29 protein-coding genes are annotated in these 25,701 nt (G+C 64.8%); 23 read left to right on the top strand and 6 right to left on the bottom strand.

The features are described 5' to 3' along the window. Window positions 1-10: 10 nt before the first annotated feature. The 10 genes from CTP10_RS36670 (at window position 11) to CTP10_RS36625 (ending at window position 7,902) form a co-directional block, all read left to right on the top strand. The gene (locus CTP10_RS36670) at window positions 11-379 is read left to right on the top strand and encodes a hypothetical protein (RefSeq protein ID WP_116321562.1); all 369 of its coding nucleotides are present in this window, start codon (window positions 11-13) and stop codon (window positions 377-379) included. Between the two features lie 6 nt (window positions 380-385). After that, window positions 386-901: a nuclear transport factor 2 family protein gene (locus CTP10_RS36665; RefSeq protein WP_116321561.1), complete on the top strand. Its 516-nt coding sequence runs from the start codon at window positions 386-388 to the stop codon at window positions 899-901. Next, on the top strand, window positions 898-2,052 hold the full coding sequence (locus CTP10_RS36660; protein WP_116321560.1) for an amidase: 1,155 nt from the start codon (window positions 898-900) through the stop codon (window positions 2,050-2,052). The genes CTP10_RS36665 and CTP10_RS36660 overlap by 4 nt, the downstream gene beginning before the upstream one ends. A gap of 1 nt (window position 2,053) precedes the next feature. Beyond that, window positions 2,054-3,343 (top strand): aromatic ring-hydroxylating oxygenase subunit alpha, encoded by a 1,290-nt coding sequence (locus CTP10_RS36655; protein WP_116321559.1) that lies wholly within the window; start codon window positions 2,054-2,056, stop codon window positions 3,341-3,343. Next, window positions 3,336-3,836, top strand: a complete 501-nt coding sequence (locus CTP10_RS36650; RefSeq protein WP_116321558.1) for an aromatic-ring-hydroxylating dioxygenase subunit beta — start codon at window positions 3,336-3,338, stop codon at window positions 3,834-3,836. The genes CTP10_RS36655 and CTP10_RS36650 overlap by 8 nt, the downstream gene beginning before the upstream one ends. 8 nt (window positions 3,837-3,844) lie before the next feature. Further along, window positions 3,845-4,585, top strand: a complete 741-nt coding sequence (locus CTP10_RS36645) for an SDR family NAD(P)-dependent oxidoreductase (protein ID WP_116321557.1) — start codon at window positions 3,845-3,847, stop codon at window positions 4,583-4,585. Window positions 4,586-4,598: 13 nt separating this feature from the next. Further along, entirely contained in the window at window positions 4,599-5,552 is a 954-nt protein-coding gene (locus tag CTP10_RS36640) for a PDR/VanB family oxidoreductase (RefSeq protein ID WP_116321556.1), read from the top strand. An 89-nt stretch (window positions 5,553-5,641) separates the two neighbouring features. Then, window positions 5,642-6,559 (top strand): dioxygenase family protein, encoded by a 918-nt coding sequence (locus CTP10_RS36635; protein WP_116321626.1) that lies wholly within the window; start codon window positions 5,642-5,644, stop codon window positions 6,557-6,559. A gap of 365 nt (window positions 6,560-6,924) precedes the next feature. Further along, entirely contained in the window at window positions 6,925-7,266 is a 342-nt protein-coding gene (locus CTP10_RS36630; protein WP_116321555.1) for a DUF883 family protein, read from the top strand. Window positions 7,267-7,485: 219 nt separating this feature from the next. Further along, window positions 7,486-7,902, top strand: coding sequence for a TraR/DksA family transcriptional regulator (locus CTP10_RS36625; RefSeq protein ID WP_116321554.1), 417 nt, complete (start codon window positions 7,486-7,488; stop codon window positions 7,900-7,902). A gap of 1 nt (window position 7,903) precedes the next feature. Here the strand turns inward: CTP10_RS36625 and CTP10_RS36620 are convergent, their stop codons facing one another. Next, window positions 7,904-8,158 (bottom strand): hypothetical protein, encoded by a 255-nt coding sequence (locus tag CTP10_RS36620; protein WP_116321553.1) that lies wholly within the window; start codon window positions 8,156-8,158, stop codon window positions 7,904-7,906. A 362-nt stretch (window positions 8,159-8,520) separates the two neighbouring features. Here CTP10_RS36620 and CTP10_RS36615 point away from each other — a divergent pair, with 362 nt between their 5' ends. Then, complete coding sequence (locus CTP10_RS36615; RefSeq protein ID WP_116321625.1) at window positions 8,521-8,847, top strand: hypothetical protein; 327 nt, start codon at window positions 8,521-8,523, stop codon at window positions 8,845-8,847. Between the two features lie 203 nt (window positions 8,848-9,050). On the opposite strand, the gene CTP10_RS36610 is transcribed toward CTP10_RS36615, so the two are convergent. Further along, window positions 9,051-9,734, bottom strand: coding sequence for a GntR family transcriptional regulator (locus CTP10_RS36610; RefSeq protein WP_116321552.1), 684 nt, complete (start codon window positions 9,732-9,734; stop codon window positions 9,051-9,053). Window positions 9,735-9,812: 78 nt separating this feature from the next. Beyond that, complete coding sequence (locus tag CTP10_RS36605) at window positions 9,813-10,643, bottom strand: shikimate dehydrogenase family protein (protein ID WP_116321551.1); 831 nt, start codon at window positions 10,641-10,643, stop codon at window positions 9,813-9,815. 119 nt (window positions 10,644-10,762) lie between these two features. Here CTP10_RS36605 and CTP10_RS36600 point away from each other — a divergent pair, with 119 nt between their 5' ends. The 10 genes from CTP10_RS36600 to CTP10_RS36555 all read left to right on the top strand — a co-directional run bounded on the left by CTP10_RS36600 (window position 10,763) and on the right by CTP10_RS36555 (window position 20,832). Next, window positions 10,763-11,872 (top strand): glycerol dehydrogenase, encoded by a 1,110-nt coding sequence (locus CTP10_RS36600; RefSeq protein ID WP_116321550.1) that lies wholly within the window; start codon window positions 10,763-10,765, stop codon window positions 11,870-11,872. Further along, on the top strand, window positions 11,869-13,323 hold the full coding sequence (locus tag CTP10_RS36595; RefSeq protein WP_116321549.1) for a succinate-semialdehyde dehydrogenase: 1,455 nt from the start codon (window positions 11,869-11,871) through the stop codon (window positions 13,321-13,323). The genes CTP10_RS36600 and CTP10_RS36595 overlap by 4 nt, the downstream gene beginning before the upstream one ends. Window positions 13,324-13,401: 78 nt before the next feature. Then, window positions 13,402-14,295: a transketolase gene (locus CTP10_RS36590; RefSeq protein ID WP_116321548.1), complete on the top strand. Its 894-nt coding sequence runs from the start codon at window positions 13,402-13,404 to the stop codon at window positions 14,293-14,295. A gap of 5 nt (window positions 14,296-14,300) precedes the next feature. Next, on the top strand, window positions 14,301-15,281 hold the full coding sequence (locus CTP10_RS36585; protein ID WP_116321547.1) for a transketolase family protein: 981 nt from the start codon (window positions 14,301-14,303) through the stop codon (window positions 15,279-15,281). Between the two features lie 93 nt (window positions 15,282-15,374). Then, window positions 15,375-16,640 (top strand): ABC transporter substrate-binding protein, encoded by a 1,266-nt coding sequence (locus CTP10_RS36580; RefSeq protein ID WP_116321546.1) that lies wholly within the window; start codon window positions 15,375-15,377, stop codon window positions 16,638-16,640. Between the two features lie 84 nt (window positions 16,641-16,724). Continuing rightward, window positions 16,725-17,609, top strand: coding sequence for a branched-chain amino acid ABC transporter permease (locus CTP10_RS36575; RefSeq protein ID WP_116321545.1), 885 nt, complete (start codon window positions 16,725-16,727; stop codon window positions 17,607-17,609). 27 nt (window positions 17,610-17,636) lie between these two features. Next, the gene (locus CTP10_RS36570; RefSeq protein ID WP_116321544.1) at window positions 17,637-18,659 is read left to right on the top strand and encodes a branched-chain amino acid ABC transporter permease; all 1,023 of its coding nucleotides are present in this window, start codon (window positions 17,637-17,639) and stop codon (window positions 18,657-18,659) included. A gap of 10 nt (window positions 18,660-18,669) precedes the next feature. Further along, window positions 18,670-19,404 (top strand): ABC transporter ATP-binding protein, encoded by a 735-nt coding sequence (locus CTP10_RS36565; protein ID WP_116321543.1) that lies wholly within the window; start codon window positions 18,670-18,672, stop codon window positions 19,402-19,404. After that, the gene (locus CTP10_RS36560; RefSeq protein WP_116321542.1) at window positions 19,385-20,101 is read left to right on the top strand and encodes an ABC transporter ATP-binding protein; all 717 of its coding nucleotides are present in this window, start codon (window positions 19,385-19,387) and stop codon (window positions 20,099-20,101) included. Before CTP10_RS36565 ends, CTP10_RS36560 begins: the two co-directional genes overlap by 20 nt. Window positions 20,102-20,133: 32 nt before the next feature. Next, window positions 20,134-20,832 carry an SDR family NAD(P)-dependent oxidoreductase gene (locus tag CTP10_RS36555; protein ID WP_233528240.1) on the top strand — a complete coding sequence of 233 codons (699 nt, stop codon included), beginning with the start codon at window positions 20,134-20,136 and terminating at the stop codon, window positions 20,830-20,832. A 42-nt stretch (window positions 20,833-20,874) separates the two neighbouring features. On the opposite strand, the gene CTP10_RS36550 is transcribed toward CTP10_RS36555, so the two are convergent. Next, a complete protein-coding gene (locus CTP10_RS36550; RefSeq protein ID WP_116321540.1) occupies window positions 20,875-21,252 on the bottom strand; it encodes a VOC family protein in 378 nt (125 codons plus the stop codon). Between the two features lie 63 nt (window positions 21,253-21,315). Here CTP10_RS36550 and CTP10_RS36545 point away from each other — a divergent pair, with 63 nt between their 5' ends. Continuing rightward, window positions 21,316-22,296: an NAD(P)H-quinone oxidoreductase gene (locus CTP10_RS36545; RefSeq protein ID WP_116321539.1), complete on the top strand. Its 981-nt coding sequence runs from the start codon at window positions 21,316-21,318 to the stop codon at window positions 22,294-22,296. 211 nt (window positions 22,297-22,507) lie between these two features. On the opposite strand, the gene CTP10_RS36540 is transcribed toward CTP10_RS36545, so the two are convergent. Further along, complete coding sequence (locus tag CTP10_RS36540) at window positions 22,508-23,803, bottom strand: NAD(P)/FAD-dependent oxidoreductase (RefSeq protein WP_116321538.1); 1,296 nt, start codon at window positions 23,801-23,803, stop codon at window positions 22,508-22,510. Between the two features lie 37 nt (window positions 23,804-23,840). Further along, window positions 23,841-24,506: an HAD family hydrolase gene (locus CTP10_RS36535; protein ID WP_158577692.1), complete on the bottom strand. Its 666-nt coding sequence runs from the start codon at window positions 24,504-24,506 to the stop codon at window positions 23,841-23,843. A 127-nt stretch (window positions 24,507-24,633) separates the two neighbouring features. Between CTP10_RS36535 and CTP10_RS36530 the strand changes: the two genes are divergently transcribed. Further along, window positions 24,634-25,620: a LysR family transcriptional regulator gene (locus tag CTP10_RS36530; RefSeq protein ID WP_116321536.1), complete on the top strand. Its 987-nt coding sequence runs from the start codon at window positions 24,634-24,636 to the stop codon at window positions 25,618-25,620. Window positions 25,621-25,701 lie beyond the last annotated feature (81 nt).

Here is a 25,701-nt window from a genome sequence, read left to right as displayed (position 1 = left end):
GACACTGTTCATGTCGCAATCGACCACCACGCCGCTGCGCGTCATGTTCTGCATCGGTATCACGCAGAATTTCTTCGATCTTCCGACCGGCGAAGGCATTGAAGTCTGGAAGGGCTTCAGTGCAATGATGAAGTCGCTGGCCAGCCTGCCTGGCGTCCATGTGCTCGGCGCCATCGACGACGACCGCCTGATGGTCGGGCCCTCCACCACATCGCCGTGGACGGTCTACATCATGGCCGATGTGCCTGACTACGACACCGTCGTGGCCGCATGCAACCTGTTCCGCACCACTCCGGTTGGCCAGTACAGTCTCTGGCGCTATGCGAAGGTGGAGGCCCGCGTGGGCCGCGCGCTCGAAATCCCCGCCGAAGCGCGCTGAACCGCCATGCAAGCCACCAACGAACGCAGCGATCACCTGGTCGCGCTCTCGCACCGGCTGTCGGTGCTCGAAGCCGAAGCCGCGGCCAGGCGCGTGATGTCGCGCTATATGTCGCTGTGCGATGTCCCCGCCCCGGCCGATGCCGACGCTTACGAACTCGAGGCGCTGTTCGCCCACGACGCCGTCTGGGAAGGTGTAGGCGGACTGTATGCCAGCAGCTTTGGCAAGCACATCGGACCGCTGGCGATCGGCGCCTTCCTGCGCAGCTATCTGCCGCCTTCCGCGCATTTCAGGCGCAATGTCCACTTCCTCACCAGCGAGTCGCTGGATGCGCAACCGGCGCGGGTGAACGGGCATTGGATCATGCAGCAGGTCTCGACATACGCCGATGGCGGCTCCGAGTGGATTTCCGCCAGGCTGGCGGTCGTGCTGGTGCGGCACAGCGACGGCAGGTGGCTGATCCGGGAGTTCCGCACGGAACGGCTGGCATCCCTGCCACTGGCAGCGCAGGAGGCGGCATGACCACGAACGCCTTTGTTTCCCGCTTTTCCATCGGCGGCACCGGCCCGACGGTGGCGATCAAGGATTCCATCGACGTGGCCGGATGGCGTACCGTGGCCGGCTGCAAGGCCCTCGCCGAAGTGCCGCCCGCCACGGAGCACGCCGAGGTGGTTTCGCGGTTGATCGAAGCCGGCTGGAATATCGTCGGCAAGACCACGATGCACGAGTTGGCGTTCGGCATCTCGGGGATCAACGAGTTTGCCGGCACGCCGGTCAATGCCCAGGCTCCCGACCGCATTCCGGGTGGGTCGTCAAGCGGCAGCGCGGCGGCCGTCGCCGCCGGCGAAGTGGAGATCGCATTGGGCACCGACACAGGCGGCTCGATCCGGATGCCCGCGGCATGCTGCGGCGTGGTGGGACTCAAGCCCACATTCGGTCGCATCAGCCGCCATGGTGTCCACCCCTTGGAGTCATCACTCGACTGTGTGGGTCCGATTGCGCGCTCGGTGCAGGGCATCGCCATGGCAATGGCGGTGATCGCACCAGACTTCGATGCGGCGCGTGCACAGGGCATGGGCCGGACTGTGCGGCTCGGGCTGGTTGATGGCATACAAGCCGAGCCGGGCATCCGTGACGCCATTGCCGCGGCCCTGAAACTGGCCGGTATCGACGTGCGGCCAGTCAGCCTCGATGACATCGATCTCGCCTATCAGGCTGGCATGCAGGTCATCAATGACGAGACGTGGGCAGCCTTCGGTCACCTCGCAAGCCACGGCGGTTTGCAGGACGACGTGCGCAAGCGTCTGTTCGCAGCCCGTTCGGTAAGCCGGGCCGACCTGGACCGGGCGGAGCAGGTGCGGCGCGAGTTCACCGCGCAGGTGGATGCGGCACTGGCTCAGGTCGATGCACTGGTCCTTCCAACGTTGCCCGAGCTGCCACCGACGCTGGCCACCGTGCGGGAAGGTGCGCCGATCCTGGGCCTGACATCGCTGATACGGCCCTTCAACCTTAGCGGACACCCCGCATTGACCTTGCCAGTCCCGGTCGCCGGGACGGCGGTGCGAGCCGGTTTGCAGCTAGTGGGCCGCAAGCACGACGACGAAGCGCTTTGCGCGATTGCAGCATGCCTGGAGCGGGCCTTGCAGCAGTCGCCTCAATTCAAGGAGACCTGAGATGTGTTCCCAAGAGACATACCACCCGCTGACTTTCGCGCCCAAGGTGGATCGCCTGGTGCAGGCTGACCGCGTGGATGGGTCGATGTACTACGACCCGGATTTGTTCGAAGCCGAGCTCGAACGGATCTTCTACAAGACATGGGTGTGGGTGGCGCATGAAAGCGAAGTCCGCAACGCGGGGGATTTCAAGACCACGCGCATCGGCCGTCAGCCGCTGATCGTCGTGCGTGACAAGACCGGAACGATTCGTGTGCTGGAAAACCGCTGCCGGCACCGTGGCGCAACGGTTTGCGAGAAGCAGAAGGGCAATGCTACCGGCTTCACCTGCCCATACCATAGCTGGTCCTATGGCCTGGACGGCAAGCTGCGCGCCTTCCCGTATCCGGATGGCTATGAGGACATCCTGGACAAGCAAGAACTGCCGCTGCGCTCGCTGCGCGTGGAGAGCTATGCGGGCATGGTGTTCGCCAGCTTCAATCATGACGTCGAGCCGTTGACGGATTTCCTGGGCGAGGCGAAGCACTGGATCGACCTGTTCATGAAGCAGGGCGCCGGCTATCCCATCAAGACGCAGGGCGAGCACAAGTTCCGCTTCCAGGGCAACTGGAAGATCCAGCTCGAGAACACCACCGACGGCTATCACTTCCCGATCGTCCACAAGAGCTGGATGTCATCGGTCGATGAAGAGACGTCCGAGATGCTGTCGTTCATGACCGACGAGAAGGCTGTCACGCATGCCCTGGGCAACGGCCATAGCGTGATGGTGATGGTTCCCGAGCACGTGGACCTGGACCAGGACGACGGTTCCGAGCCGTTGCAGGAACGGTTCTCCCACATCGTCGAAGCACTGTCGAAGGACTACCCGCCAGAGCAGGTGCGGCGCATCGTACGTTCGCTGCACGGTGCCGGATTCAACCTGAACCTGTTTCCGAACGTGGCCATGTCGATGGCGTTCTTCCGCGTGCTGCATCCGGTCTCGGCGACCGAGACCGAGATCCGCCATATCGCGCTGGGCATGGACGGCGGCCCGGAGATTGCCAACCGCGAGCGGTTGCGCATCCATGAACATTTCCAGGGGCCGTTCGGCTTCGGCAGCCCGGATGACGCCGAGGCGTGGGAGCGCGTGCAACGTGGATCCCTGGCCGGCAAGGATGTCCCGATCCTGGTCAACCGCGGCCTGAACCGCGAGGTGGAGGCGCCCAATGGCGACAAGGTATCGCATGCGACCGATGAAGGCGGCATGCGCGAAGCATATCGGATGTGGAAAAGGATGATGAGCGATGAATAAGATCAACGATCTTGCATGCGCGGTGCCGACACTGGAGCTGGCGGCGGCATTCATTTGGCAGGAGGCTGAACTCCTGGACGGCAAGCGCTATGAGGAGTGGTCGGCCCTGTGGAGCGCGGATGGCTTGTACGTGATCCCCATCGACCCGGACACGACCGACTTCGAGGCGACGCTGAACTACGCGCATGACGATGCCCGCATGCGTGCCATGCGTATCGAACGCCTGACCTCCGGCCATTCGGTATCGGCAGTCGATGCGGCGCGGACCGTTCGCACTGTGTCGCGCTTCGCGGTGGTCGAAGCAGCCGAGGACGTGATCGAAGTGCGGTCCGCGCAGATCCTGGTTGCCTACAAGCGGGAAGTGCAGACGCTGTTCGCGGCTGACCTGACACACCGCCTGAGGATGACGCCGGCGGGCTTGCGCATGGATCAGAAAGTGGTACGGCTGATCAACTCCACCGACGCGCTGCATGCGCTCGGCTTCCTGCTGTAGGCGGCGCCATGAGCAGGATTGCACTTGTAACGGGCGCGGCCCGGGGGCTCGGGGCTGCCATTGCGACGCGCCTGCATGCCGCCGGGTATCGCGTGGCCGTTGCAGATCTCTGCGCGCAAGGCGCCCATGCGGTCGCCGACAAGCTGGATGCTTCCGGCGAGACCGCCTTTGCACTGTCGTTCGATGTTCGCGACAAGCCGGCGTTCGAGACGGCTCTCCAGGAGCTGGTGCGGCGGTGGGGCGGCGCGGATGTCCTCGTGAACAATGCAGGCCAGTCGAAGGTTGCCGCGCTGATGGACATTACGCCCGACGAGTTCGATCAGATTGTCTCGGTCAACCTGCGAGGCACTTTTGTGGGCTCCCAGGTGTTTGGCGCGCATTTTCGGGAGCGTGGCCACGGCCGGATCGTCAATATCGGCTCCCTGGCCGGACAGAACGGCGGCACAGCGACCGGCGCGCATTATGCGGCCGCGAAGGGCGGAGTCGCGGTACTTACCAAGATCTTTGCCCGCGAGCTTGGCGCGCACGGTGTCACGGTCAACTGTGTGTCTCCGGGCCCGCTCGACCTGCCGATCGTGCATGAGACGGTGGCACCGGAGCGGCTGCGGGCCGTGCTCGAGTCGATTCCGGTGCGCAGGCTCGGCTCACCCGAGGCAGTCGCGGATATGGTCGTGCTGCTGGCCAGCGAACAGGCCGGCGCGATCACCGGCGCGAATTGGGATGCCAATGGTGGCCTGCTGATGCGTTGAAGGGAAGAAAGTCATGCTTAAAGTCAGAGTCGCGAAGATTGTGGAAGAGGCGCGGGACATCCGGTCGTTTCTCCTCGTACCAGCAGAAGGTACCGAGCTGTGCGCGTATGAACCCGGCGCACATGTCGATGTGCTGGGTCCGACCGGCGTCACCCGCCAATATTCGTTGTGCAGTCCGCCTGACGACGTTTCGGGCTATCTGATTGCAGTGAAGCGGGAGGCAACGTCACGGGGCGGTTCGGCCGCCTTGCACGACGCCGTCAGCGAAGGTGAGCAACTTCAGATCGGCGCGCCGCGCAATCTCTTTCGCCTGTCTGCCCACGCGGCGTCGCATCTGCTGTTTGCTGCCGGCATTGGCGTCACGCCCTTGCTGAGCATGGCACATGCCCTGAATTGCCAGGGGCAACCCTATCACCTGCACTATTTCGCACGCTCGGCCGAACATGCGGCATTCGCGGGCCTGCTGGGCACGGAGGAGTTCGAGGGGCGCGTGACCTTCCATTTCGGCCTCGAACGCGAGGCGGTCGATTCGGTGCTGGAAGCGGCAATGTCCGCGGCGGTACCGGCAACCCACGCCTATACCTGTGGTCCCGCAGCGTTCATGGATGCTGTGGTGCGGGTTGGCGAGCGCCTCCTGGGGACCGATGCGGTCCACCTCGAGCATTTCCAGGCCGATGCAGCCGCCAATGCATTGCCGGCGGGTGCATTCGAGGCGGAACTGGCGCAGAGCGGGAAGGTGGTCGTGGTTCCTGAAGGTGTGTCGCTGGTCGACGCACTGATCGGGGCCGGCTGCGACATCGACACGGAGTGCCGCGAGGGCATATGCGGTACGTGCGTCGTGCCGGTACTGTCGGGAGAGCCTGACCACCGCGACAATTGCCTCTCGAAGAAGGAGAAGGCCTCGAACAAGCAGATCTGTGCGTGCGTGTCGCGGGCGCGCGGTGCGCGGATCGTACTCGACATCTAGTTGATTCTTTGCACGCGGGCAGTCCAGGTGAGGCTGCATTCCCGCGTCGATAACGTCCTCGGATGAGGCACCCACAAGGAGACATGAAGATGGCTGATATGAATGCCAAGGAACTGCTGCAACTGGTAAACAGCGCGCGCGTGGAGGAAGGTGACGAGCGTGTGCGGGCGATCAGCGCGCGTATCGTGAGCGACCTGTTTCGCACCATCGACGAATATGATGTCAGTCCGGACGAGTTCTGGGCGGCCGTGAAATGGCTGACCCGTCTGGGCCAGGCCGACATGGTGGGCCTGATTACTGCGGGCCTCGGCTTCGATCGACTTCTCGACATCCGGCTTGACGAGGCAGACCAGAAGGCCGGCCGCGAGCTTGGCACGCCGCGTGCGATCGAGGGACCACTGTATGTTGCGGGGGCACCGCTGTACCAGGGCGAAGTCCGCCTGGACGAAGGCAATGAAGGGAAGGGCGAGCCGTTCGTGATGGAGGGCCGCGTGCTGGACAAGAACAATAAGCCGGTGGCGAACGCTATCGTCGACGTCTGGCACTGCAACGAGAATGGCCGCTACTCCCACTTCGACCCGTCGCAGCCGGACTACAACCTGCGCCGGCGCATCGAGACGGATGCAAAGGGTCAATATCGCTTCCGCAGTTTCCTGCCGCCGGGCTACGCCATTCCGCCGAACAGCCCGGTATCCGAGCTGTTCGGGCTGCTGGGCCGTCACGGCAATCGCCCGGCCCACATTCATTTCATGGTATCGGCGGCGGGCAAGCGCACATTGACCACACAGGTCAACCTGCCAGGCGACACCTTCCTGGACGACGATTTCGCCTTCGCCACGCGTGACGGGCTGGTCGTGCAACTGGAGGCGGCGAAGGATCCGGCGGACTACGCTTCGCTAGGGCTCTCGGCTCCGTTCACCCGCGTTCGCTTTGACTTCGTGCTTCCTGACGCAGCCAGCGCCCGGGAAGCGGCGGTGGCAAGCCGATACGAGACCGCAGCAGCGTGAGCATCTGATCGTGATCAGTTCCTCGGCCACGACCTGGAAGCAGCGCAGATGTCGCAGTTCCATTCCAATACCTTGAAGGTATCAATCGCGACATCTTCGGTCCAGGACGCGGTCTTGGTCAAGCGCCATACTTGCCTGATCACCTTCAGCCTGCGTCTGCCGAAAGGCCCGGGCCCGACTGGCTAGTGCAAGCTAAGCGTCAGACAATTGCCGGAGCCTCTCACGGCATGAAAATTGCCAACCCGGGCTGCCTCGATGTGCCTTGCTGTTTGTCATGTCAGACTGTCAAGTCCAATCCTATATTTGACACAGTGCCAATCGTGCTGCGCGACGCACCGCGATGATTTCGCTAACAGGAGGGAAAGATGAACGACATCCGATCCGATTTATCCATGCGCAAGGACGCATTGGCCCGCGACGTCGATACGCTGATGGCCGACGTGCAGGCACTGCTTCATGATGTGAAAGCCGAGACCGGCGTAGGAGCCAGCCTTGAGCGCCAATCACTCAAGGCCCGGCAGCGCGCGCTGCAGGAGCGCTTCGTTTCGCTGCGTGAAGAAAGCCGCGCCAAAGTCTCCGAGTGGGCGACAACGACCGATCGCTACGTTCACGAGCATCCGTGGCAAAGCATGGGTACTGTGGCCGCCATCGCGGCAACCACAGGCGCTATCGTCGCGCTGGCTGCCAGCCACCGTCAGGCTTCGTGACTGCAGCGCCGGCACGGCAGTGGCACCTGCCAGTCCCGCATGGGACCATAGGGTGCTGGCCATGCCGGCAAACGGCGCAGAAGCGTGCGGGAGCCTCGACCTGAGTGGCGACGCATCTGAGCGGCAATACAGCAACTGTACCCGCCAAATCCGATCGCCCTGGCGCGCTACGCAATCTGCCTGCGTGCGACCCGCAGGATGTTATCCAGGAGGCCAGTCATGGAAGGGCTGACAAAGGAAGAATTGGGGCAGTTGGCGGCACAAATGGACGCTGAGAAGGTACGCATCCGTGCGATCGCCGGAACCGCGGATTCGCCTGTGGTGGCGCCAGCACAACGTGAACATCTTGACGATGGTGAAGTGGCGGACGAAAAGACCGTGCAGCGCCAGAGCGACGCGATGCTGAAGCACTATCGCATGCAACTGGCCGATATTGACGCAGCCCAGTCACGGATGAAGAGCGGCCAGTATGGCGTCTGTATCGACTGCCAGCAGGCCATCCCATTTTCCCGCTTGCAGGCGTACCCGACCGCCATGCGCTGCACGCCCTGCCAGAATCTCCACGAACAACGCCATCTCCGCCAGGCGCAGCCGTCGCGCCGACCGGCTTCCGCAGAATTTTCGTCGCCGCGCTGACTTACTCGTTCCTGAGATCGATGCCGAAGCCGGCAGCCAGTTCACAATCGATGATCCCGGCGGCATAGGCGAAAAGCCAGTCCTCGGCCTCCTGTTGCGTTGTAGGCGGGCGGGACCAGTCTGGCGTAAAGCGGATGCCCATGTCCTCATTGCGCGTGGATATCTGGACACGCCCGCTTGGCTTGCCCTGCGCAATCACCTCCGGCACGAACAGGGCAACGTGGAATCCCTTGTAAGAGCGTTTTCTTTCCAGCATTTTTGCCTCCGGCAATATGCGCAGGTTCGTGGCTGAGCGCCTTGTCGCTGGGGCGGTCCCGCAGCAGTTTGCAATTGGCCCGAGCGCCGGACTCTCTTGAGTCCACGATATAGCGAGGCGCGGCTAATGCCTAGTAATGCCGCGGCCAGTGCCGGGCTTCAGCAACAGGAACCTCGGGTCGCAGCGGGGTGGGCGCCCGATTTTGACCTAGACTGAAAAAGTGCCCTTCGCGCGCTTGGCGGCCGCTTTGGCGCAAGGCAACTTCGCTGGCAGCCGCTTTCGGGCGAATGACAATGGCACGGGCAACGCACTGTTACCTGCCGTCTGAATTCATGTGGATTGATGTTCACGAAGGGGGCATCATGTTGCAAGCCAGTGAAATGCAGCAACGTTTTAGTCATCTGCAGCAAACCATCAGCGAGACATCACGGACTTGTCACGCCGATGCAAGGATTCCACAGGATTTGATGAACTGGGTGGATGAACTCGACAAGGAATGCAAATCGGCACCAAAGGTCATGTCGTCCAAGGATGAGGATCGGATCCGGCAGTGGGTCGATGATCTCGAACGGATCGGCGATCGTGCAGACCGCGCTTGCCAGCAGGCCGGCGGTCTCGATGCGAAGGTCAAGGATGCAGTCAGTTCGATGCATTCGGAACTTGCTGACCTGAAGCGCCAACTGCACTAACAAGCCTGACAGCCCCGGTCCAACCCACCGGGGCTGATTGCATGCGCTGGAAGCCACGGTCGGCGATTTGCCGGAGGCGGGAGGCGACCATTCCATCTTCACTTCACGCCACGCGCACTACCTAAAGCGCAATTAATCGCCAAGATGGGATCGCAAATTCAAAGTAGGCCGCCAGAGACGCGGCCCCATCCCATCCCATTGGACTACGCCGTTTCCCGCTCTTCGCGTGTTGCCATCCATTCAAGCAAGACAACCTTCCCCCATTGGATGTCATCGCGAATGGCCTGCGACGCGGTGGCCGGGTCATGGCGCTCCAGTCCGTCAAGCACGCGATAGTGAGGATGCGAAGTCAGACTCTCGCGGCTGGCGCGCAGTTCAGTATGGAAAATGTGCAGGAGCGGGCCCATGCGTACCCACATGCTCTCGACTACCGCGTACAGGTTGGTCAGCCGCGATGCCGCCATCAACTCGAAATGGAACTTGCGGTTCTGCGCTGCGGCCTCGCGCGGGCTGACCGCCACGGCCTTGATAAAGGCCTCGTGCGTCTTGCGCAGCCGGGCGATTTCCTGCGGCGTGATGCGCTGCGCCGCTGTCTCCGCAGCGGCGCCCTCCAGCAGCGTGCGCATCAACTGGATTTCCGCGACGGTGTCGGGATCCAGTTCGGGGACGGTGATCGAGGTGGCGGCGGTCATGGTCAGCGCTTGCTCGCTGACCAGTCGGAAAATCGCCTCGCGCACCGGCGTTGAACTGGTGCCCAGCGACTGCGCGAGATCGGCCACGCGCAGCCGTTCGCCGGGCACGTACTTGCCGCTCATCAGCGCGGAGCGGATTTGATCGTAGACTCGGGAAGAGAGGTTGCCTTTTTCCACCCGTGCAAGTTCTTTCATGGGTCCTGCCTCAGCCATGGGTACATGGACATATCATATATGATGTGCCGGCTCCGATTTTCTGCTGCCGCGATGGCGCTACTGCGCGGGCGTTGCGCTGAGCAGGAAGTCGGCTAGCAGCCGGATCTGCGAAGTGACCATGTGCTCGCCACGATGCACGCGGCAGCCGCGCTGCCGTGCCGCAATCAGCAGGGCGGTCTCGGCCGGCTGCATGATGACCTCGGCGACGACGGTGCCGGGACGCAGCAGGGCGGGGTCGAGCGGCAACGGGTCGTCTGGCTTCAGGCCTAGCGAGGTGCCATTGACGACCAGGTCCCAGTCGCCTTCCGGGCTGGCGGCGGCCTGAACCGCTGCGCCGGGCCGGCGTGCCCGCAGCAGGGCGGCGAGTTCCTCCGCCTTTGCGCGCGTACGGTTCGCCACCGTCAACTGCGCGACGCCGGCGTCGAGGAGTGCGGCAGCCACCGCCGTGGCGGCTCCCCCGGCACCGAGCAGCAGGGTGCGCTTGCCCGCCGGGTCGATCTGGTTGTTGCGCATGCCTTCGACAAAGCCGATGCCGTCGTACATGGCGCCAATGAAGCGGCCATCGGCGGTGCGCCGCACCACGTTGCATACGTGCAGGTCGGCGGCAATCCCTTCCAGTTCATCGCAAAGAGCGGCGATAGCCTGCTTGTGCGGCACCGTCACGATCAGGCCTGCCAGGTTCTCGACCTCGCGCAGGCCGCGGACCGCGTCGGCCAGCTGTGCCGGCGCGACCTGCCAGGGCACGAGGACCGCGTTGGTGCCGGTCTCGGCCATATAGGCATTGAAAAACGATGGCGTGCGCACGTGGTGGGTCGGGTAGGCGAGGATCACGATGACGCGGGTATGGCCATTGATGGCGGCGCGGGGTTGAAGATCGGGTGGCTGCATGAGCTATGTCTCCTGAAGCGGGTTGGATGAGTCGGAAAGAAATTTCTTGCGTGACAGGATATATCCTATATCATGTATCGAAATTCGGCGAGCGCCGGGTGAACGCGAGAGGAGACAACGTGCAAGCAGTATTCGGATCGCCCGGACGCTATGTCCAGGGTGCGGGAGCCATCGAAGTATTGGGCGAGCACGCGGCGCGCCTGGGCAGCAATGCCTTGCTGGTGGCCGACCGCATGGTGATGGGCATGGTAGGGGACCGGCTGGTGCGCCTGTGTGAACAGGCTGGCGTGGCGACGCGCAGCGTCAGCTTCGACGAAGCCCTGACACCTGGCCTGGTGGCGCGCCTGGCGGCAGAGGCCGGACAGCCTGGCCCCGACCTGGTGGTTGCCGCTGGCGGCGGGCGCAGTATCGATGCGGGCAAGGCACTGGCCGACCACTTCGGCGTGCCGGTGATCACCGTGCCCACGGTCGCGTCAAACGACGCGCCGACCAGCAAGAACTATGTGCTGTATGACGAGGCGCACCGCCTGCTGGCCGTGCGGCATCTGTCTTATAGCCCCAGCAGCGTGATTGCCGACACCGCGCTGATTGCCCAGGCACCTGCCCCGATGTTGCTGGCGGGCATCGGCGACGCCATCTCGAAGATGTTCGAAGCCGAGCAGTGTGCGCGTGCGCCGGCCGGGCGGAATATGTTCGGCACGCGTCCGTTGCTGTCGGCCGCCGCGCTGGCGCGTGCCTGTCACGCGGTGCTGATGGCGGATGCGCAAGATGCGCTGGCCGCTGCCGGCACCGGCACGCCGACGCCCCCGTTTGAACGCGTGGTGGAGGCCACCATCCTGATGTCGGGCCTCGGCTTCGAGAGCGGCGGTTTGTCGATTGCCCATGCGCTGACGCGCGGGCTGTCGGCGCTGCGCGGGGTCAGCCACGCGCCGCACGGCCTGCAGGTGGCGTTCGGCCTGCTGGTGCAGCTCGAACTGGAGCGGCGCGACGATGCGGCGCGCACTGAAGTCGAGGCGCTTTACCGCAGCATCGGCCTGCCATTGTGCCTGGCTGACCTGGGTTTGCCCGATGCCACGCAGGAGGAGCTGCGCCACGCCGCGGAACTCTCGCTGGCAGCGCCCCATATGCGCAATTTCATGCGCGAGCCGGACGCCGGCGACCTGGTTGCGGCGATGCGCGCTGTCAACGCGCGCGCGCTGCAGATGGTGCAGGCAGCGGAGGCATCATGAAGCTGCGCGATGCTGAACTGCTGCGCACGCGCGGCCTGATCGGCGGCGAATGGTGCGACGCCGACAACGGTGCCCGCTTCGCCGTGACCAACCCCGCCACCGGCGCAGTCATTGCCGAAGTCGCCGATATGGGTGCCGCCGAAACCCACCGCGCCATCGCCGCGGCCGAGCGCGCCCTGGCCGCGTGGCGCAGCACCACCGCCAGGCATCGTGCCCAGTGCCTGCGGCGCTGGTACGAGCTGATCCGCGCGCATGAGGCGGATTTGGCCGCGTTGATGACGGCAGAGCAGGGCAAGCCGCTGGCTGAGGCGGCAGGCGAGGTGGTCTACGGCGCGTCCTTTGTTGAATGGTTTGCCGAAGAAGCCACGCGCACCTACGGCGAGTGCATTCCCACGCCATCGCCCGATCGGCGCCTGATGGTGATCCGCCAGCCGGTGGGCGTGGTGGCGGCGCTCACGCCGTGGAATTTCCCGATCGCAATGGCCACGCGCAAGGTCGCGCCGGCACTGGCTGCGGGCTGCACCGTGGTGCTCAAGCCGGCCTCGGAAACACCGCTGAGCGCGCTGGCGCTGGCGGAGCTGGCGCAGCGCGCCGGCGTGCCCGCGGGCGTGTTCAACGTGGTCACCGGCGCCAGCGCACCGGCCATTGGCGAAGTACTTGCGCGTAGTGAAGCCGTGCGCAAGCTGACCTTCACCGGATCCACGCGCGTCGGCCGCCTGCTGATGGAGCAGTCGGCGTCCAATATCAAGAAGCTGTCGCTGGAACTGGGTGGCAACGCCCCCTTTATCGTGTTCGACGATGCCGATATCGATGCCGCGGTACGCGGTGCGATGGCCTCGAAGTACCGCAATGCCGGCCAGACCTGCGTCTGCGCCAATCGGATCTTCGTCCATGACGCGGTCTACGATGTCTTCGCCGCGAAGCTATGCGCGGCGGTGGCGGGGCTGAGGATGGGCGACGGCAGCCACCCTGGCGTCACCATCGGCCCGCTGATCCATGCCGGCGCGGCACGGCGCGTGCACGGCATGGTCGACGAGGCGGTCGGATTGGGGGCGCGCGTGCTGACGGGCGGAACGCCGCCGCAGGATGGCTCGGCTTTCTATGCGCCCACCGTGGTGGGCGAGGCCAGCGCGGGGATGGCGCTGGGCCGCGACGAGATCTTCGGCCCGGTTGCGCCGCTGATGCGTTTTCATTCGGACGAGCAGGTCATAAAGATGGCCAATGACACGCCGTTCGGGCTGGCCGGCTATTTCTACACACAAGACCTGCGCCGCGTATGGCGCGTGGCCGAGGCGCTGGAATGCGGCATGGTCGGCATCAATGAAGGCCTGATCTCGACCGCCGTGGCACCGTTCGGCGGCATCAAGGAATCCGGGCTCGGGCGCGAAGGGGCGCGCCAGGGCATCGAAGACTATCTGGAAGTGAAGTACCTCTGCATGGGGAGCCTCTGACGGCCGCCATGGCTCCCAGGAGGCCCATTTTTACCCAATTGAAGGATATATGATGCATCATAAAAATGGAGATGTGAGATGAACCAGCCTGTAGCACCTGCGCTCGTCAGCACCGCCGCCGCCGCCGACCCGTTTGCGCCCAGCGTCGAACAGGTGGCAATGCTCAAGGAGCGCGCCACCTTCGTGCGCCTGGAGACGATCCGCCTGATCGAGATCGCCAAGACCGGCCACTACACCTCGGTGTTTTCCGCGGCCGAGACCTTCGCCGCGCTGTACTACGACGTGATGAATCTGCGCCGCGGCGAGCCCGCCTGGGCCGGGCGCGACCGCTTCCTGATGGGCAAGGGCCATGCCGCGGTGGGGCTGTTCCCTATCCTGGCGGATCTCGACTTCTTCCCCAGGGAATGGCTGGACGACTACACCCGGCTGGGGAGTCCCCTGGGCGACCACCCCGACATGCGCAAGGTGCCCGGCATCGATTTCAGCTCGGGGTCGATCGGGCATGCGCTGTCCGCGGGCCTGGGCATGGCACTCGCGGGCCGGCATGCGGGGCAGGACTTCACCACCTTTGTGATGCTGGGCGACGGTGAGATGCAGGAAGGGCAGGTATGGGAAGCGGCGCTGTCCGCCGCGCACCACCGTACCGGCCGGCTGATCGCGATCGTTGACCGTAATGGCTACCAGCTTGATGGCGCAGTCGACGAGGTCATGGGCATCGAGCCGCTCGACGCCAAGTGGGAGGCGTTCGGTTGGGAGGTGCACATCGTCGACGGCCACGATGTGGCCGCGCTGACCGCGCTGCTGCGCCGGCTGCGGGCCGATACCGCGCGCACGCGCCCCGTGTGCGTGATCGCGAAAACCGTCAAGGGCAAGGGGGTTTCCTACATGGAGACCGAGCCGGGCTGGCACCTGGGCTACCTGGCCCCGAACGACGCCCAGCGCGCCATCGAAGAAATTCTCGCAAAGGACTGATTGCAATGAACCAGCCACTCTCCAAGGACTCCTGGCAATACCGCGGGCTGAACGCGATCACGCCCGGCCTCAGCTATCTGTCCGACGGCCTGATCGACCTGGTCGAAGCGGGCGCGCCGGTGCTCGCCGGCTCCGCCGACCTGCAGTACTCGAACGGGCTGATCCGCTTTGCCCAGCAGCATCCGGACCGCTATATCCAGTTCGGCATTTCCGAGCAAAACATGGTGACGGCCGCCGCGGGCATGGCCACAGCCGGCTATACCCCTTTCGTCGCTACCTTTGCTTCGTTCCTGGCGCTGCTGTGCTGCGAGCAGATCCGCATGGACGTCGCGTATTGCGCGCTGCCAGTGCGCCTGATCGGCCATCACGCCGGCATCTCGCTGGGCTTCTACGGCACCTCGCATCATGCGACCGAGGACCTGGCCATCATGCGCTCCATTGCGGACCTGACCGTGGTCGCACCCGCGGACGGCCCGCAGCTGCGCGCGGCGATCAATGCCTCGAAGGACCACGCACAGCCGATCTACTTCCGCATCGGTCGTGGCCGTGAGCCAGCCGTCTACGAGGAGGGCACCACCTTCGAATTCGGCAAGGCGATCGAGCACCTGCAAGGCGAAGAGCTGACGCTGATCGCGACCGGCTCGACGGTGCATCCGGCGCTGGAAGCGGCAAAGCGCCTGAATGCCGCTGGCCGCTCGGTCGGCATGATCGACATGGCCACCGTCAAGCCGCTCGACCGCGAGGCAGTGTTGCGTGCGGCAGCGCGCTCCAAAGTGCTCATGACCGTCGAGGAGCACAACGTGCTGGGCGGCCTGGGCGGCGCGGTGGCCGAGGTGCTGGCCGATGCGGGTGCGGGTACGCGGCTGGTGCGTCACGGCATTCTCGACGAATACAGCCTGATCGCGCCACCGACCCACCTGTATGCGCACTACAAGCTCGATGCCGCCGGCATTAGCGAACTGGCGCAGCAGATTATGGCGGCCTGACCGGCAGGGCGCGGGCCGCGCGCCCGCGCCGGATCACAGAAGCAACCCAGAGTTGCACCGGGCCATCGTGTCCGGATCAAACCAGGAGACACTATGCATACGCACCCACGTTCGTCCCGCCGTCGCTTTATCGGCGCCTCGGCCTTGCTGCTGGCACTGGCGGGCGGCAATGCCATCGGGCAAGTCAAGGAGATCCCGATCGGCTTCGTGCTGCCGCTGTCGGGCGGCGCCGCCACCATTGGCAACCAGACCAAGCTCGGCGCGGAAATCGCCGCCGAGCAGATCAATGCCGCGGGCGGCGTCAAGGCGCTGGGCGGCGCGCGCCTGAAGCTGGTGTTCGCCGACAGCCAGTCCAAGCCCGACGTCGGTGTCGCGGAGACCGAGCGCCTGATCCAGCGCGAGAACGTCACGCTGATCGTCGGCGCCTACAACAGCGCGGTGACCTTCCCGGCCACCGAGGTCGCCGAGCGCTACAAGGTACCCTGGCTGGTCACCGGCGCAGTCAAGGACGAGATTACCGAGCGCGGCTTCAAGTATGTGTTCCGGCCCAACAACAAGGCCATCTACGACGCGCGCGAGCAGATCGACGCGCTCGACCTGCTGAAGAAGGAGACTGGCAAGGGCCCGAAGAGCATCGGCCTGTTCTACGAGGGTACCGACTGGGGCCGCTCGCATGCCGCCAACGTCAAGAAGCTGGCGAAGGAGCGCGGTTACGCCATCTCGCTGGATGAATCGTACCCGCCCAACCAGACCGACCTGTCGGCGCAACTGCTCAAGATCCGCAGCGCCAGGCCCGAGGCGCTGATCGTTGTGGCCTACACGCCGGACCACATCCTGTTCACACGCCAGCTCGCCGAAAGCCGCGTGTACGTGCCCTATGGCATCCACTCCGTGGGCGGTGGTTCGGAGGATCCGAACTTCTACAAGGCGGTGTCGCCCAAGGCGGTCGAGAACATGTTCGTGCAGGACGACTTCCAGGTCGACATCATGCGCGCCGCCAAGGAGCCTGCCATGATTGCCGCCGATGCGAAGTTCAAGGCGGGGCTCGGTTACGGCATCAATTCCTACGGCGCACAGGGCGTGTCCAACGTCTACATCGTCAAGGATGCGCTGGAGCGGGCTGCCTCGACCGAGCGCGGCAAGGTACGCGACGCCCTGGCCGCGACCGACATCAGCAGCGGTCCCGCGCTGATCACGGGCTACCAGCGGATCAAGTTCGACGCGCAGGGCCAGAACACCTTCGCTCACGGCGTGATCTCGCAGAACCAGAACGGTGAGCGTCGCACGATCTGGCCGGCATCGAACCGCCTGGCAGGCGTGGCGCCGGTGTGGCCGCTGCCCGCACCCGGCGCGCGCTGAGCGTCCGGCTGGACGGTCCGGCACGCCGTGCCGGGCCGGATGTATCGCAACACGGGCGCTGCCCGTGCTTCTCGAGATAGTGACATGGACCCAACCATTCTGGCCTATGCCGTGGTCAACGGCGTACTGCTGGGCGGCATCTACGGCGGCATCGCGCTTGGCCTCAGCCTCATCTTCGGCGTGCTGAGGGTAATCAACTTCGCGCATGGCTCCTTCCTGATGCTCGCCATGTACCTGAGCTACCTGATCTGGTCGGTATTCGGCCTCCATCCTTACCTTACCGTGCTGTTCACCGTGCCGCTGCTGTTCCTGCTCGGCTACTTCACCCAGGCGGTAGTGATCGCGCCGCTGTTCCGGCGCGAGGCCACCATGGTGGTCGAGCCGCTGGGTGCCCTGCTGCTGACCACCGGGGTGTTCCTGGTGATCGACAACGGCATCCTGATGGCCTTCGGGCCCGATGTGCGCACAGTCACCGCCGATGCGCTCAGCGGCTCGATCGACGTGGTATCGCTGCCGGTCAACGTGCCGCGGCTGATCGCGTGCGTGGCGGCGGTGGCGGTAGCGGCTGGCCTGTCGTACTGGCTGCGCGCCACCGACACCGGCCGCCAGATCCGCGCCACCGCGCAGAACCGCGATGCCGCGGCGCTTTCCGGCATCAATGTCGGCCAGGTCTACAACGTCACCTTCGGCATCGGCGCCGGCATCCTCGGACTATTCGGCGCGCTGCTGGTGCCGTTCCTGTCGGTGTCGCCGACCACCGGACTGGGCTTTGGCATCAAGTCCTTCCTGGTGGTGGTGCTGGGCGGCATCGGCTCGATCCCGGGTTCGCTGCTCGGCGGCCTGGTACTGGGCGTGTTCGAGTCGGTCGCGTCGCAGTTCGTCACGGCGACCTCCGCGTCGGTGTTCTCGTTCTGCCTGTTCATCATCGTGTTGCTGTTCCGCCCCAACGGGCTGCTCGGCCGCAAGTAGGGGAGGGCCATATTCATGACCGTATCCATGACTGTATCCAGGGCCAATATCAACGCCGTGATCGGGATTCCGCTGATGGCCGCTGCCGCGGTGCTCCCGCTGTTCGTGCAGGACAGCTACGCGCTCCACTCCCTGATCATGATCCTCTACTTCGCCTACATGGCGTCGGCGTGGAATTTCGTCTGCGGCTATGTCGGGCAGCTGTCTTTGGGGCATTCGGTGTTCGCCGGCGGTGCCGGCTACATCACCGTGCTGCTGTTCACCCAGCTGGGCGTGTCGCCGTGGTTCGGCATGCTTGCCGGCGGGTTGGCCGCGGCGCTTCTGTCGGTGTGCATCGGCTATCCCACCTTCAAGCTCAAAGGGCCGTACTTCACGCTGACCACCATCGCCTTTGCCGAGATCGTGCGCATCTGGATCGAGAATACCGACGAGTTCCTCGGCATCCCGCTCAAGGGCGCGCAGGGCCTTGTCATTCCGCCATCGCAGGCAGGCTGGCTGGCGTTCCAGTTCGACGGCAAGGTGCCGTACTACTACATCATCTTCACCATGCTGGTGGCGGTGCTGCTGGCCACACTGGCGCTTGAACGCTCCCGCCTGGGCTACTACCTGAAGGCGATCCGTGGCGACGAGGCCGCCGCACAGGCGGTAGGCGTCAGCACCACGCGCTATCCGATCATCGCGCTGGCCATCAGCGCGTTCATGACCGGGCTGGGCGGCGCGTTCTATGCGCAGTTCTTCCGCTACATCAACCCGGAGCGGAACATGGGGCTGGACCTGTCGATCGATGCCGCCATCATGGCCATTGTCGGCGGCCAGGGCACCATCATCGGCCCGGTGCTGGGCGCCTTCGTTCTGCACCCCATCGCCGAGCTCGCCCGCGCCTGGTTTGCCGGCAAATTTCTCGGCTTGCACCTGGTGATCTACGGCCTGATCCTGATGGTGGCGGTGCTGTATTTCCCCAAGGGCATCATCGGCCCGCTCGAGCGGCTGCTGCGCTACCGGCGCGCACCGCATGCCCCGGCCACGGCGGTCGTCGCCAAGGACGCCTGAAGGAAGATCCATGGAACGTATTCTCGAAGTGAAATCGATCTCGAAGCGCTTCGGCGGCCTGCAGGCTGTCAGCAAGCTTTCGTTCTCGGTGGGCAAGGGCGAGATCCTGGGACTGCTCGGTCCGAATGGCGCTGGAAAGACTACCGCCTTCAACCTGATCGCTGGCGCGATCCAGTCCGACGAAGGCGACATCCTGTTCGGCGGACAGCAGATCCGCGGCAAGCGGCCGCACCAGATATGCGCCGCCGGCATCGCGCGCACATTCCAGCTGTCGAAGCCTTTCGGCGGGCTCAGTGCGCTGGAGAACGTCATGGTTGGTGGCTTTTCGCGCAGTCGCGTGCGGGCCCGCGTGCGCGACGAGGCCTACGCCTGCCTGGAGTTCCTGGGCCTGGCCGCGCGCGCCGATACCGATGCCAGCGACCTGACTGCCTTCGACAAACGCAAGCTCGAACTGGGCCGGGCGCTGGCCACGCGCCCGCGCCTGCTCCTGATGGACGAAGTGGTGGCGGGCGCCACGCCCAACGAGGCGGGCGAGATGGTCGAACTGGTGCGCAAGATCCGCGATACCGGCGTGACCGTGCTGATCGTCGAGCACGTGATGAAAGTCATCATGGGCTTGTCGGACCGCGTGATCGTGATGGAGCAGGGGCGCCTGATCGCCGACGGGGCGCCGGCTGACGTGGTCCGCATGCCCCAGGTTCTCAATGCCTATTTCGGAGATGGCTATGCCAGCAGCAGTATTTGAAGTGGAGGACCTGTGGTCCGGCTATGGCGAGCAGCAGGTGCTGCGCGGCATCAACCTGTCGCTGGCGCCGGGCTCCATCACCGCGCTGATCGGCGCCAACGGCGCTGGCAAGACCACATTCCTGCGCACCGTGTCGGGGCTGGTCCGGCGCAAGCGCGGCGCGGTGCGCATGGACGGACGCGAGCTCGATGCCCAGGCGCCGCACCGCGTGGTGCTGGACGGTTTCGTCCAGTCGCCGGAAGGCAAGCAGCTCTTCCTCGGCATGTCGATCCTGGAGAACCTGCTGATTGGCGCCAGCAACCGGCGCGCGCGCCAGCGGCGCTCGCAGACGCTGCGCGAGGTGTTCACGCTGTTCCCGATCCTGGAGGAGCGCCAGCACCTGGCGGCCTCGACACTGTCCGGCGGGCAGCAGCAGATGCTGGCGGTCGGCCGCGCACTGATGGCGCTGCCACGCGTGCTGGCGCTGGACGAGCCGTCGCTGGGGCTGGCGCCGATCATGGTCGACCGGCTCTTCGACAGCATTCGCCAACTGCGTGAGCGCGACATGGCCGTTCTGGTGATCGAGCAGAACGTCAACCAGGTGCTGGACATGGCCGACTACGGCTACGTCATCGAAAGCGGCACCATCGCGCTGTCCGGGCCGGGCAAGGAACTGCTTGCCAACCCGCACCTGCGCGCAACCTACCTGGGCGTGTAGCGCCCCGTTTCTTCAACAGGGAGTGAGGCAGTATGAGTCAACGGATTGCAGTGGTAACGGGCGGCGGAACCGGAATCGGACGCGCCATTGCCGAAGTGTTTGCACAGGACGGCCTGCGCGTTGTATGCCTGGGCATGGACGCCGACGAAGACCTGCCGGGCGCGCTGGAATTCCGGCGCGGCGATGTCACTGCCGTGGACGCCATGCGCGACGCCACGGCGGACCTGGATGCCGTGTCGGTGCTGGTCAACGCAGCCGGCATTATCCTGCACGAACGCAAGGAGTTCTCACCGGAGGGATTCCGCAAGGTGGTCGACGTGAACCTGAACGGTTCGCAGGCAATGATCAGCGTGCTGGAGGAGCGCCTGGCCGCGGCACGCGGCGCCGTCGTCAACGTGGCATCCATGTGGAGCTACTTCGGCTCGCCCAACAATCCGGCCTACACGGCCAGCAAGGCCGGCGTGCTCGGGCTGACCCGCGCCTACGCGGCAGCGTTGGCACCAGCAGGCGTCCGCGTAAATGCGGTCGCGCCGGGCTGGATCCGCACGCGATTGTCAGCGGGCGCGCTGGACAACCCGGAGCGCAGTGCGGGGATCATGGCTCGTATTCCGATGCAACGGTGGGGCACGCCGCGCGATGTGGCGCGCGTGGCGCGCTTCCTGTGCTCCGACGACGCAGCCTATGTGACCGGTGTCATCTTGCCGGTTGATGGCGGGTTCGGCATTGCCTGATTCAGAAGATCCCAAGTCCGGTTGAGGCGACACCCAACTTGCCTACTCGGTCATTTCCGATGGCGCGAAGTCAAGCTCGATCTTCGCGCCATCCGGGTCCCGAAAGAAGAGTTGCCAGATGCCGGTATCAGTCTGCTGGCTGAGGGAGAAGGGGATGCCGAGCGATTGCAGGCGCTGTTGAAACCCCGGCAGGTCGCGGGCACTGAAAGCCATGTGATCAAGCACCCCAAAGGGGGACGCCGAAGTCTCGCTGGAGATCAGGTGCACGATCGGTGCTCCGTTGCAGTACAGCCATGCGCCAGCGAGCGACAGCCCCGGGCGCGCTCCCACCGAAAGCCCAAGGATCTGCGCGTAGAACTGCACGCTGGATTCCAGATTCGTTGTCAGGACAGTGAAGTGATTCATGCCAGTGACTTCCATCGTGTCTTCCTTAGTGAGCGATCGTCATTGGTGCATGATATATCTCAATGGAGATCGATTGTGATGCAATACATCAGCCATGTCTCGGGGGCGGGCTCCGATTCCCTGACATTGCGGGAAGGGGAGATTCCGGTTGTTCAAGACCACGAGGTCCTGATCCGTGTCGCCTACGCCGGGATCAACCGGCCCGATGTTTTACAGCGCATGGGACTTTACCAACCACCGGCTTCTGCCAATCCATTCCTGGGTCTGGAGGTCTCGGGAGTCGTTGCGCAAGTGGGCAGCACCGTGACTGGCTGGAAGGTAGGCGATGAGGTGTGCGCGCTGACGCATGGGGGAGGCTACGCAGAATTCTGCACGGTGGATGCACGCCATTGCCTGCCTGTGCCTGAGGGGCTGAGCCTGGCCCAGGCAGCTGCGCTCCCGGAAAACTACATCACCGTTTGGGCAAATCTCTTTGCGACTGGCCTTGTGGAAAGCGGCAAGACCGTCCTTGTTCACGGTGGTAGCAGTGGAATCGGACTAACCGCCATCCAGCTAGCCAGTGAGGTCGGAGCCAAGGTGCTTACGACAGCGGGGTCGAGCGAGAAGCTGGACGTTTGCGGACGCCTGGGTGCACAGCATCTCATCAACTATCGCACCGAGGATTTCAATGAGGTCGTCGACGCTGCCACGGCAGGGCAGGGTGTCGATATCGTGCTTGACATGGTCGGTGGCCAATATATAGGCAGGAACCTGCGAGCCCTGGCGCTGGAGGGAGCGCTGGTCCAGATCGCCTTCCTGGAAGGCAGTGTCGTCAATATTGACCTGCAGCCAATCATGCTGAAGCGCCTTCGGGTGATGGGCTCCACACTGCGCGCGCGTACAGCGGAAAGCAGGGCGGCCCTGATCCGGGGGCTGCGTACCGCCTTCTGGCCCGCGCTGGAACGTGGCCGGTGCTTACCTCATATACATTCGGTGATTCCTCTGCAAGATGCGGCCAAAGCCCATGCGCTGATGGAATCTGGCGCACACATTGGCAAGATCCTGCTGAAGGTAGATTGACATCAGGAGGCGACCGGCGCATTACGAGTCATCCGCAAGCATGATCCGTGCATGGCAAAGCCCAGGTCACAGGCGGTGAAAGACAGCAGCCGGGTCGTCGCGTTGCTGCCCGAGTTGCTGCAGTGACGGGCTAAACCTCACGATAGCGCATGGCGAGCAGCAAAAATGCTGCTCGCCATGCGCTGGCCTGCCTTGCAGGCAAGGCGGGTCTTCAATCCAGGCGGTAGCCAGCGCCCAGCAGCCGCTCCAGACGTTGGGACAGCGTCATCGCGGCGGCTCGCGCAAAGCCCTGGATCGCCAGCACGTGACGTCGGTAGATGACGCCGTGCAACAGCTTCGCCAGCGCCCCCTGCACCTGCCATCCGTCGCCGGCGCCGGGCGCGAGCAGATGGCACAGCGCCACATCGTCGGCCAGCGAGATGACCGAGCCCCGGTCGCGAAACATGAACCTGGCTACGGGCTTGCCAGCGAGCGCGCGTGGCAAGGCGCGGGCCAGGTAGACTGCCTGCTGATGCGCGACCTGCGCGGTCGTAGGCAGCTCGGCTTGTTCCCCGGCCGGACGGAAGCTCGCGCAATCGCCCAAGGCGTAAATATGTTCGTCCTCCAGGGTCTGGAGCGTGTCTCCTACCCGAGCGCGCCCGTTGCGGGTCACCTGCAGGCCGATGTTCGACAGCACCGGTGATACGGTGACGCCGGCGGTCCACACCGTCACGTCCGCGGCAACGGGCGCCGCGCCTGCAATATGCAGGCAGTCGGGGCGGACCTCGGTGACGCGCGTGTTCAGCAGGATCCGGATACCCTGCGCCTGCAACTCCGCTGTCGTCCTGTCGGCGAGGCGACGATCCATGCCGGGAAGAATGTCCCCGGAAGCCTCGACGAGCAGTACCTCGGTGCCGCGGTCCGGATCGAGCGAATGCAGGCCGTACTGGCTCAGCACGCGCGACATCTGCCGCACCTGCGCGGCCAGCTGCACCCCGGTCGCGCCCGCGCCGACAATGGCGACACGGGCCCGCGCGGGACGGTCGGCCGCGTTCGCCTGCGACGACACCCGGCGCAGCGCATCCACGATCTGGGTCCGCGCATACTCGGCGCCTGCCACGCTGTCCAGCGCCAGCGCGTGCTCGCTCGCCCCCGGGACACCAAAGTACTGCGTGGTCCCGCCGATCGCCAGCACCAGGGTGTCATAGGCCAGCGTGGTCGAGTGCGCGGCGCCATCGCTGCCGGACGTCATGATCGCCAGTGTGCGGTTGTCGCGATCCAATGCGGTGAACTCGCCTTGCACGAAGCGGAAGCCGTAGCGGCGCGCCTGCAGCGCGAACGAGGTGTGGTGGACGTACGGCTCGAGCTTTCCCGCGGCGACTTCGTGCAGCAGCGGCTTCCACAGGTGTGTCCGGTAGCGGTCCACCAGGACGATGTTCGCCAGTCCGCGCTTGCCCAGTTGCTTTCCCAGCCGGGCCGCCAGTTGAAGGCCAGCGGTGCCGCCGCCGGCAATGACGATTGTCTTCATGCCATCCCTCTCTGTGCTTCGTTGGTGCCGCGACGGCTCATGCCGTGGCGGCCAATGTCCCTGGGGGCGAGTAGCGCGACGGCCGGGCCAGTGCGCCTTGCGTGAAGCGCATCTCCACGTCCGCGAACGACGGCCACGACGCGCTGGGCGCTTCGGAAAGGAGGGTCGCGCCGGCGTCCTGCCGACAGGCCTGCGCCAGGCCGTCGTGCAGCCACATCAGCGGCATGCCAAGCGCGGCCGCGGCATTGGCTTCACTGGCATTCGCACCGATGAACAACGCGCGGTCGGCCGGAACGTCGACCGCATGGAGCACGAGCCGCAGCAGGTCTGCGTGGCCGCGGCCGTGGCCAAGCGAATCCGCCGTGGCCGTCACGGCAAAGCGATCGGCCCAGGCCTGCTGGTCATAACGGTCAAGCAGTGCGCTCAGCATGCGTGACGACATCATGGTCACGATGGCGAGCCTGGCGCCGGCTTGCTCGGCTTCGCGCAGCAGCTGTTCGGTCTGCCGGCGCACAGATGGTTTCGCCCCCGCACTTGCCTGCACGAATGCCTCCTGATATGCGGCGCAGAAGTCTTCACCATCGGCGCTGATGGGAGCCGCTTCCGACCGGGCCCTGGTGGCCGCTGCCAGGCCGGCCGCGTGATGCGCTTTGGTCTGGAACAGCGCATGGTCGGCGGAAAGAATCAGCAATTCGATCGACATGGTGGACTCCTGGATGGTCTGGCAGAACGCGAAGGGCGCGGGGAATAATGTCTTGACGTTTGCACTGTACGCGGGAAAACTCATATTGAATAATTGAGAAACAAATCCGACCGATAGGTTTTCTTCTATGCATAAGACCACCACCTTCCGGCAGCTCAATGCGATCGACGCGGTCGCGCGCCTCGGCGGCGTATCCCGGGCGGCCGAAGAATTGCACCTGACCCAGCCCACGGTTTCGCTGCAGTTGCGGCTGCTTGAAGAAGCCACGGGCACACCGCTGGTGCAGCGTTCCGGCCGCGGCTTGCTGATGACGCCCGCGGGGGAGGTGATGGCGGGCTACGCGAGCCAGATTCTCAAGCTATGGCGCGACGCGGTGGAGGAGGTGGCTGCCTTGCGCGGCGGCATCGCCGGGACCTTGCGCGTCGGCGCGATCACCACCGCCGAGTATTTGCTCCCCCAGATGCTGGTGGCGTTCACCCAATGCCACCCGGAGGTGAAGATCGTGCTCCGGGTCGGCAACCGGGAAGAGATCGTGCGTATGCTGGGGATGCACGAGATCGACCTGGCCATCATCGGTCGGCCGCCTTCCGAGCTCAGGACCAATGCGGTGGCCTTTGCCAAGCATCCGATGGCCTTCATTGCCTCACCCGATCACCGATTGATGGCACGGCGGCACATCACGCTGCACGATGTGCTGGAGGAAAACCTGCTGGTCCGCGAGCGTGGCTCTGGCACGCGCGATACCGTCGAACGCCTGTTCCGCGAGGCGGGGCTGCGCTTGCCGCATGGATCGGAGCTGTCCAGCAATGCGGCAATCAAGCGCATGGTGTCGGCGGGGCTGGGCATCGCGTTCCTGTCGTTGCACGCCTGCACGCTGGAGTTTGAAGCGGGGCTGATCGATGTGCTGCCGCTTTCAGGCAACCCGGTGGAGCGCGACTGGTATGTGGCGCACCTGCCGGCTGTCCGGCTGCCGCCGGTCGCGTCGGCATTCCGCGCGTTCCTGGTTGAGAACGGGCCGGAGGAGATCCACCGGCAGCTGGAATCGTTCGACGGCATTCTCAAGCGGCTGCACCAGTCCGAACGTCGGCGCTCGAAGCGTGCGCGTGAAGGCTGAAAGAAAACGGGCCGGCAATGCCGGCCTACGGCACGCAGACGCTGGGCTTTTCACGCAAAGAGTGTGAGGCGGTGGACGGCA

The sequence above is a fragment of the Cupriavidus sp. P-10 genome (genome assembly GCF_003402535.2).
GTDB lineage: Bacteria > Pseudomonadota > Gammaproteobacteria > Burkholderiales > Burkholderiaceae > Cupriavidus.
The sequence above is the reverse complement of the archived record's forward strand: the minus strand, read 5'-3'. Positions and strand labels throughout refer to the sequence as shown.

Coding starts and splice junctions, on each gene's coding strand:
- CTP10_RS36630 (WP_116321555.1), top strand. CDS start 6,925: ATGAACGACATCCGATCCGATTTATCCATGCGCAAGGACGCATTGGCC.
- CTP10_RS36590 (WP_116321548.1), top strand. CDS start 13,402: ATGAACCAGCCTGTAGCACCTGCGCTCGTCAGCACCGCCGCCGCCGCC.
- CTP10_RS36580 (WP_116321546.1), top strand. CDS start 15,375: ATGCATACGCACCCACGTTCGTCCCGCCGTCGCTTTATCGGCGCCTCG.
- CTP10_RS36575 (WP_116321545.1), top strand. CDS start 16,725: ATGGACCCAACCATTCTGGCCTATGCCGTGGTCAACGGCGTACTGCTG.
- CTP10_RS36565 (WP_116321543.1), top strand. CDS start 18,670: ATGGAACGTATTCTCGAAGTGAAATCGATCTCGAAGCGCTTCGGCGGC.
- CTP10_RS36660 (WP_116321560.1), top strand. CDS start 898: ATGACCACGAACGCCTTTGTTTCCCGCTTTTCCATCGGCGGCACCGGC.
- CTP10_RS36670 (WP_116321562.1), top strand. CDS start 11: ATGTCGCAATCGACCACCACGCCGCTGCGCGTCATGTTCTGCATCGGT.
- CTP10_RS36550 (WP_116321540.1), bottom strand. CDS start 21,252: ATGGAAGTCACTGGCATGAATCACTTCACTGTCCTGACAACGAATCTG.
- CTP10_RS36650 (WP_116321558.1), top strand. CDS start 3,336: ATGAATAAGATCAACGATCTTGCATGCGCGGTGCCGACACTGGAGCTG.
- CTP10_RS36585 (WP_116321547.1), top strand. CDS start 14,301: ATGAACCAGCCACTCTCCAAGGACTCCTGGCAATACCGCGGGCTGAAC.
- CTP10_RS36535 (WP_158577692.1), bottom strand. CDS start 24,506: ATGTCGATCGAATTGCTGATTCTTTCCGCCGACCATGCGCTGTTCCAG.
- CTP10_RS36545 (WP_116321539.1), top strand. CDS start 21,316: ATGCAATACATCAGCCATGTCTCGGGGGCGGGCTCCGATTCCCTGACA.
- CTP10_RS36610 (WP_116321552.1), bottom strand. CDS start 9,734: ATGAAAGAACTTGCACGGGTGGAAAAAGGCAACCTCTCTTCCCGAGTC.
- CTP10_RS36555 (WP_233528240.1), top strand. CDS start 20,134: ATGAGTCAACGGATTGCAGTGGTAACGGGCGGCGGAACCGGAATCGGA.
- CTP10_RS36595 (WP_116321549.1), top strand. CDS start 11,869: ATGAAGCTGCGCGATGCTGAACTGCTGCGCACGCGCGGCCTGATCGGC.
- CTP10_RS36640 (WP_116321556.1), top strand. CDS start 4,599: ATGCTTAAAGTCAGAGTCGCGAAGATTGTGGAAGAGGCGCGGGACATC.
- CTP10_RS36560 (WP_116321542.1), top strand. CDS start 19,385: ATGCCAGCAGCAGTATTTGAAGTGGAGGACCTGTGGTCCGGCTATGGC.
- CTP10_RS36605 (WP_116321551.1), bottom strand. CDS start 10,643: ATGCAGCCACCCGATCTTCAACCCCGCGCCGCCATCAATGGCCATACC.
- CTP10_RS36645 (WP_116321557.1), top strand. CDS start 3,845: ATGAGCAGGATTGCACTTGTAACGGGCGCGGCCCGGGGGCTCGGGGCT.
- CTP10_RS36665 (WP_116321561.1), top strand. CDS start 386: ATGCAAGCCACCAACGAACGCAGCGATCACCTGGTCGCGCTCTCGCAC.
- CTP10_RS36615 (WP_116321625.1), top strand. CDS start 8,521: ATGTTGCAAGCCAGTGAAATGCAGCAACGTTTTAGTCATCTGCAGCAA.
- CTP10_RS36540 (WP_116321538.1), bottom strand. CDS start 23,803: ATGAAGACAATCGTCATTGCCGGCGGCGGCACCGCTGGCCTTCAACTG.
- CTP10_RS36655 (WP_116321559.1), top strand. CDS start 2,054: ATGTGTTCCCAAGAGACATACCACCCGCTGACTTTCGCGCCCAAGGTG.
- CTP10_RS36625 (WP_116321554.1), top strand. CDS start 7,486: ATGGAAGGGCTGACAAAGGAAGAATTGGGGCAGTTGGCGGCACAAATG.
- CTP10_RS36530 (WP_116321536.1), top strand. CDS start 24,634: ATGCATAAGACCACCACCTTCCGGCAGCTCAATGCGATCGACGCGGTC.
- CTP10_RS36570 (WP_116321544.1), top strand. CDS start 17,637: ATGACTGTATCCAGGGCCAATATCAACGCCGTGATCGGGATTCCGCTG.
- CTP10_RS36620 (WP_116321553.1), bottom strand. CDS start 8,158: ATGCTGGAAAGAAAACGCTCTTACAAGGGATTCCACGTTGCCCTGTTC.
- CTP10_RS36635 (WP_116321626.1), top strand. CDS start 5,642: ATGGCTGATATGAATGCCAAGGAACTGCTGCAACTGGTAAACAGCGCG.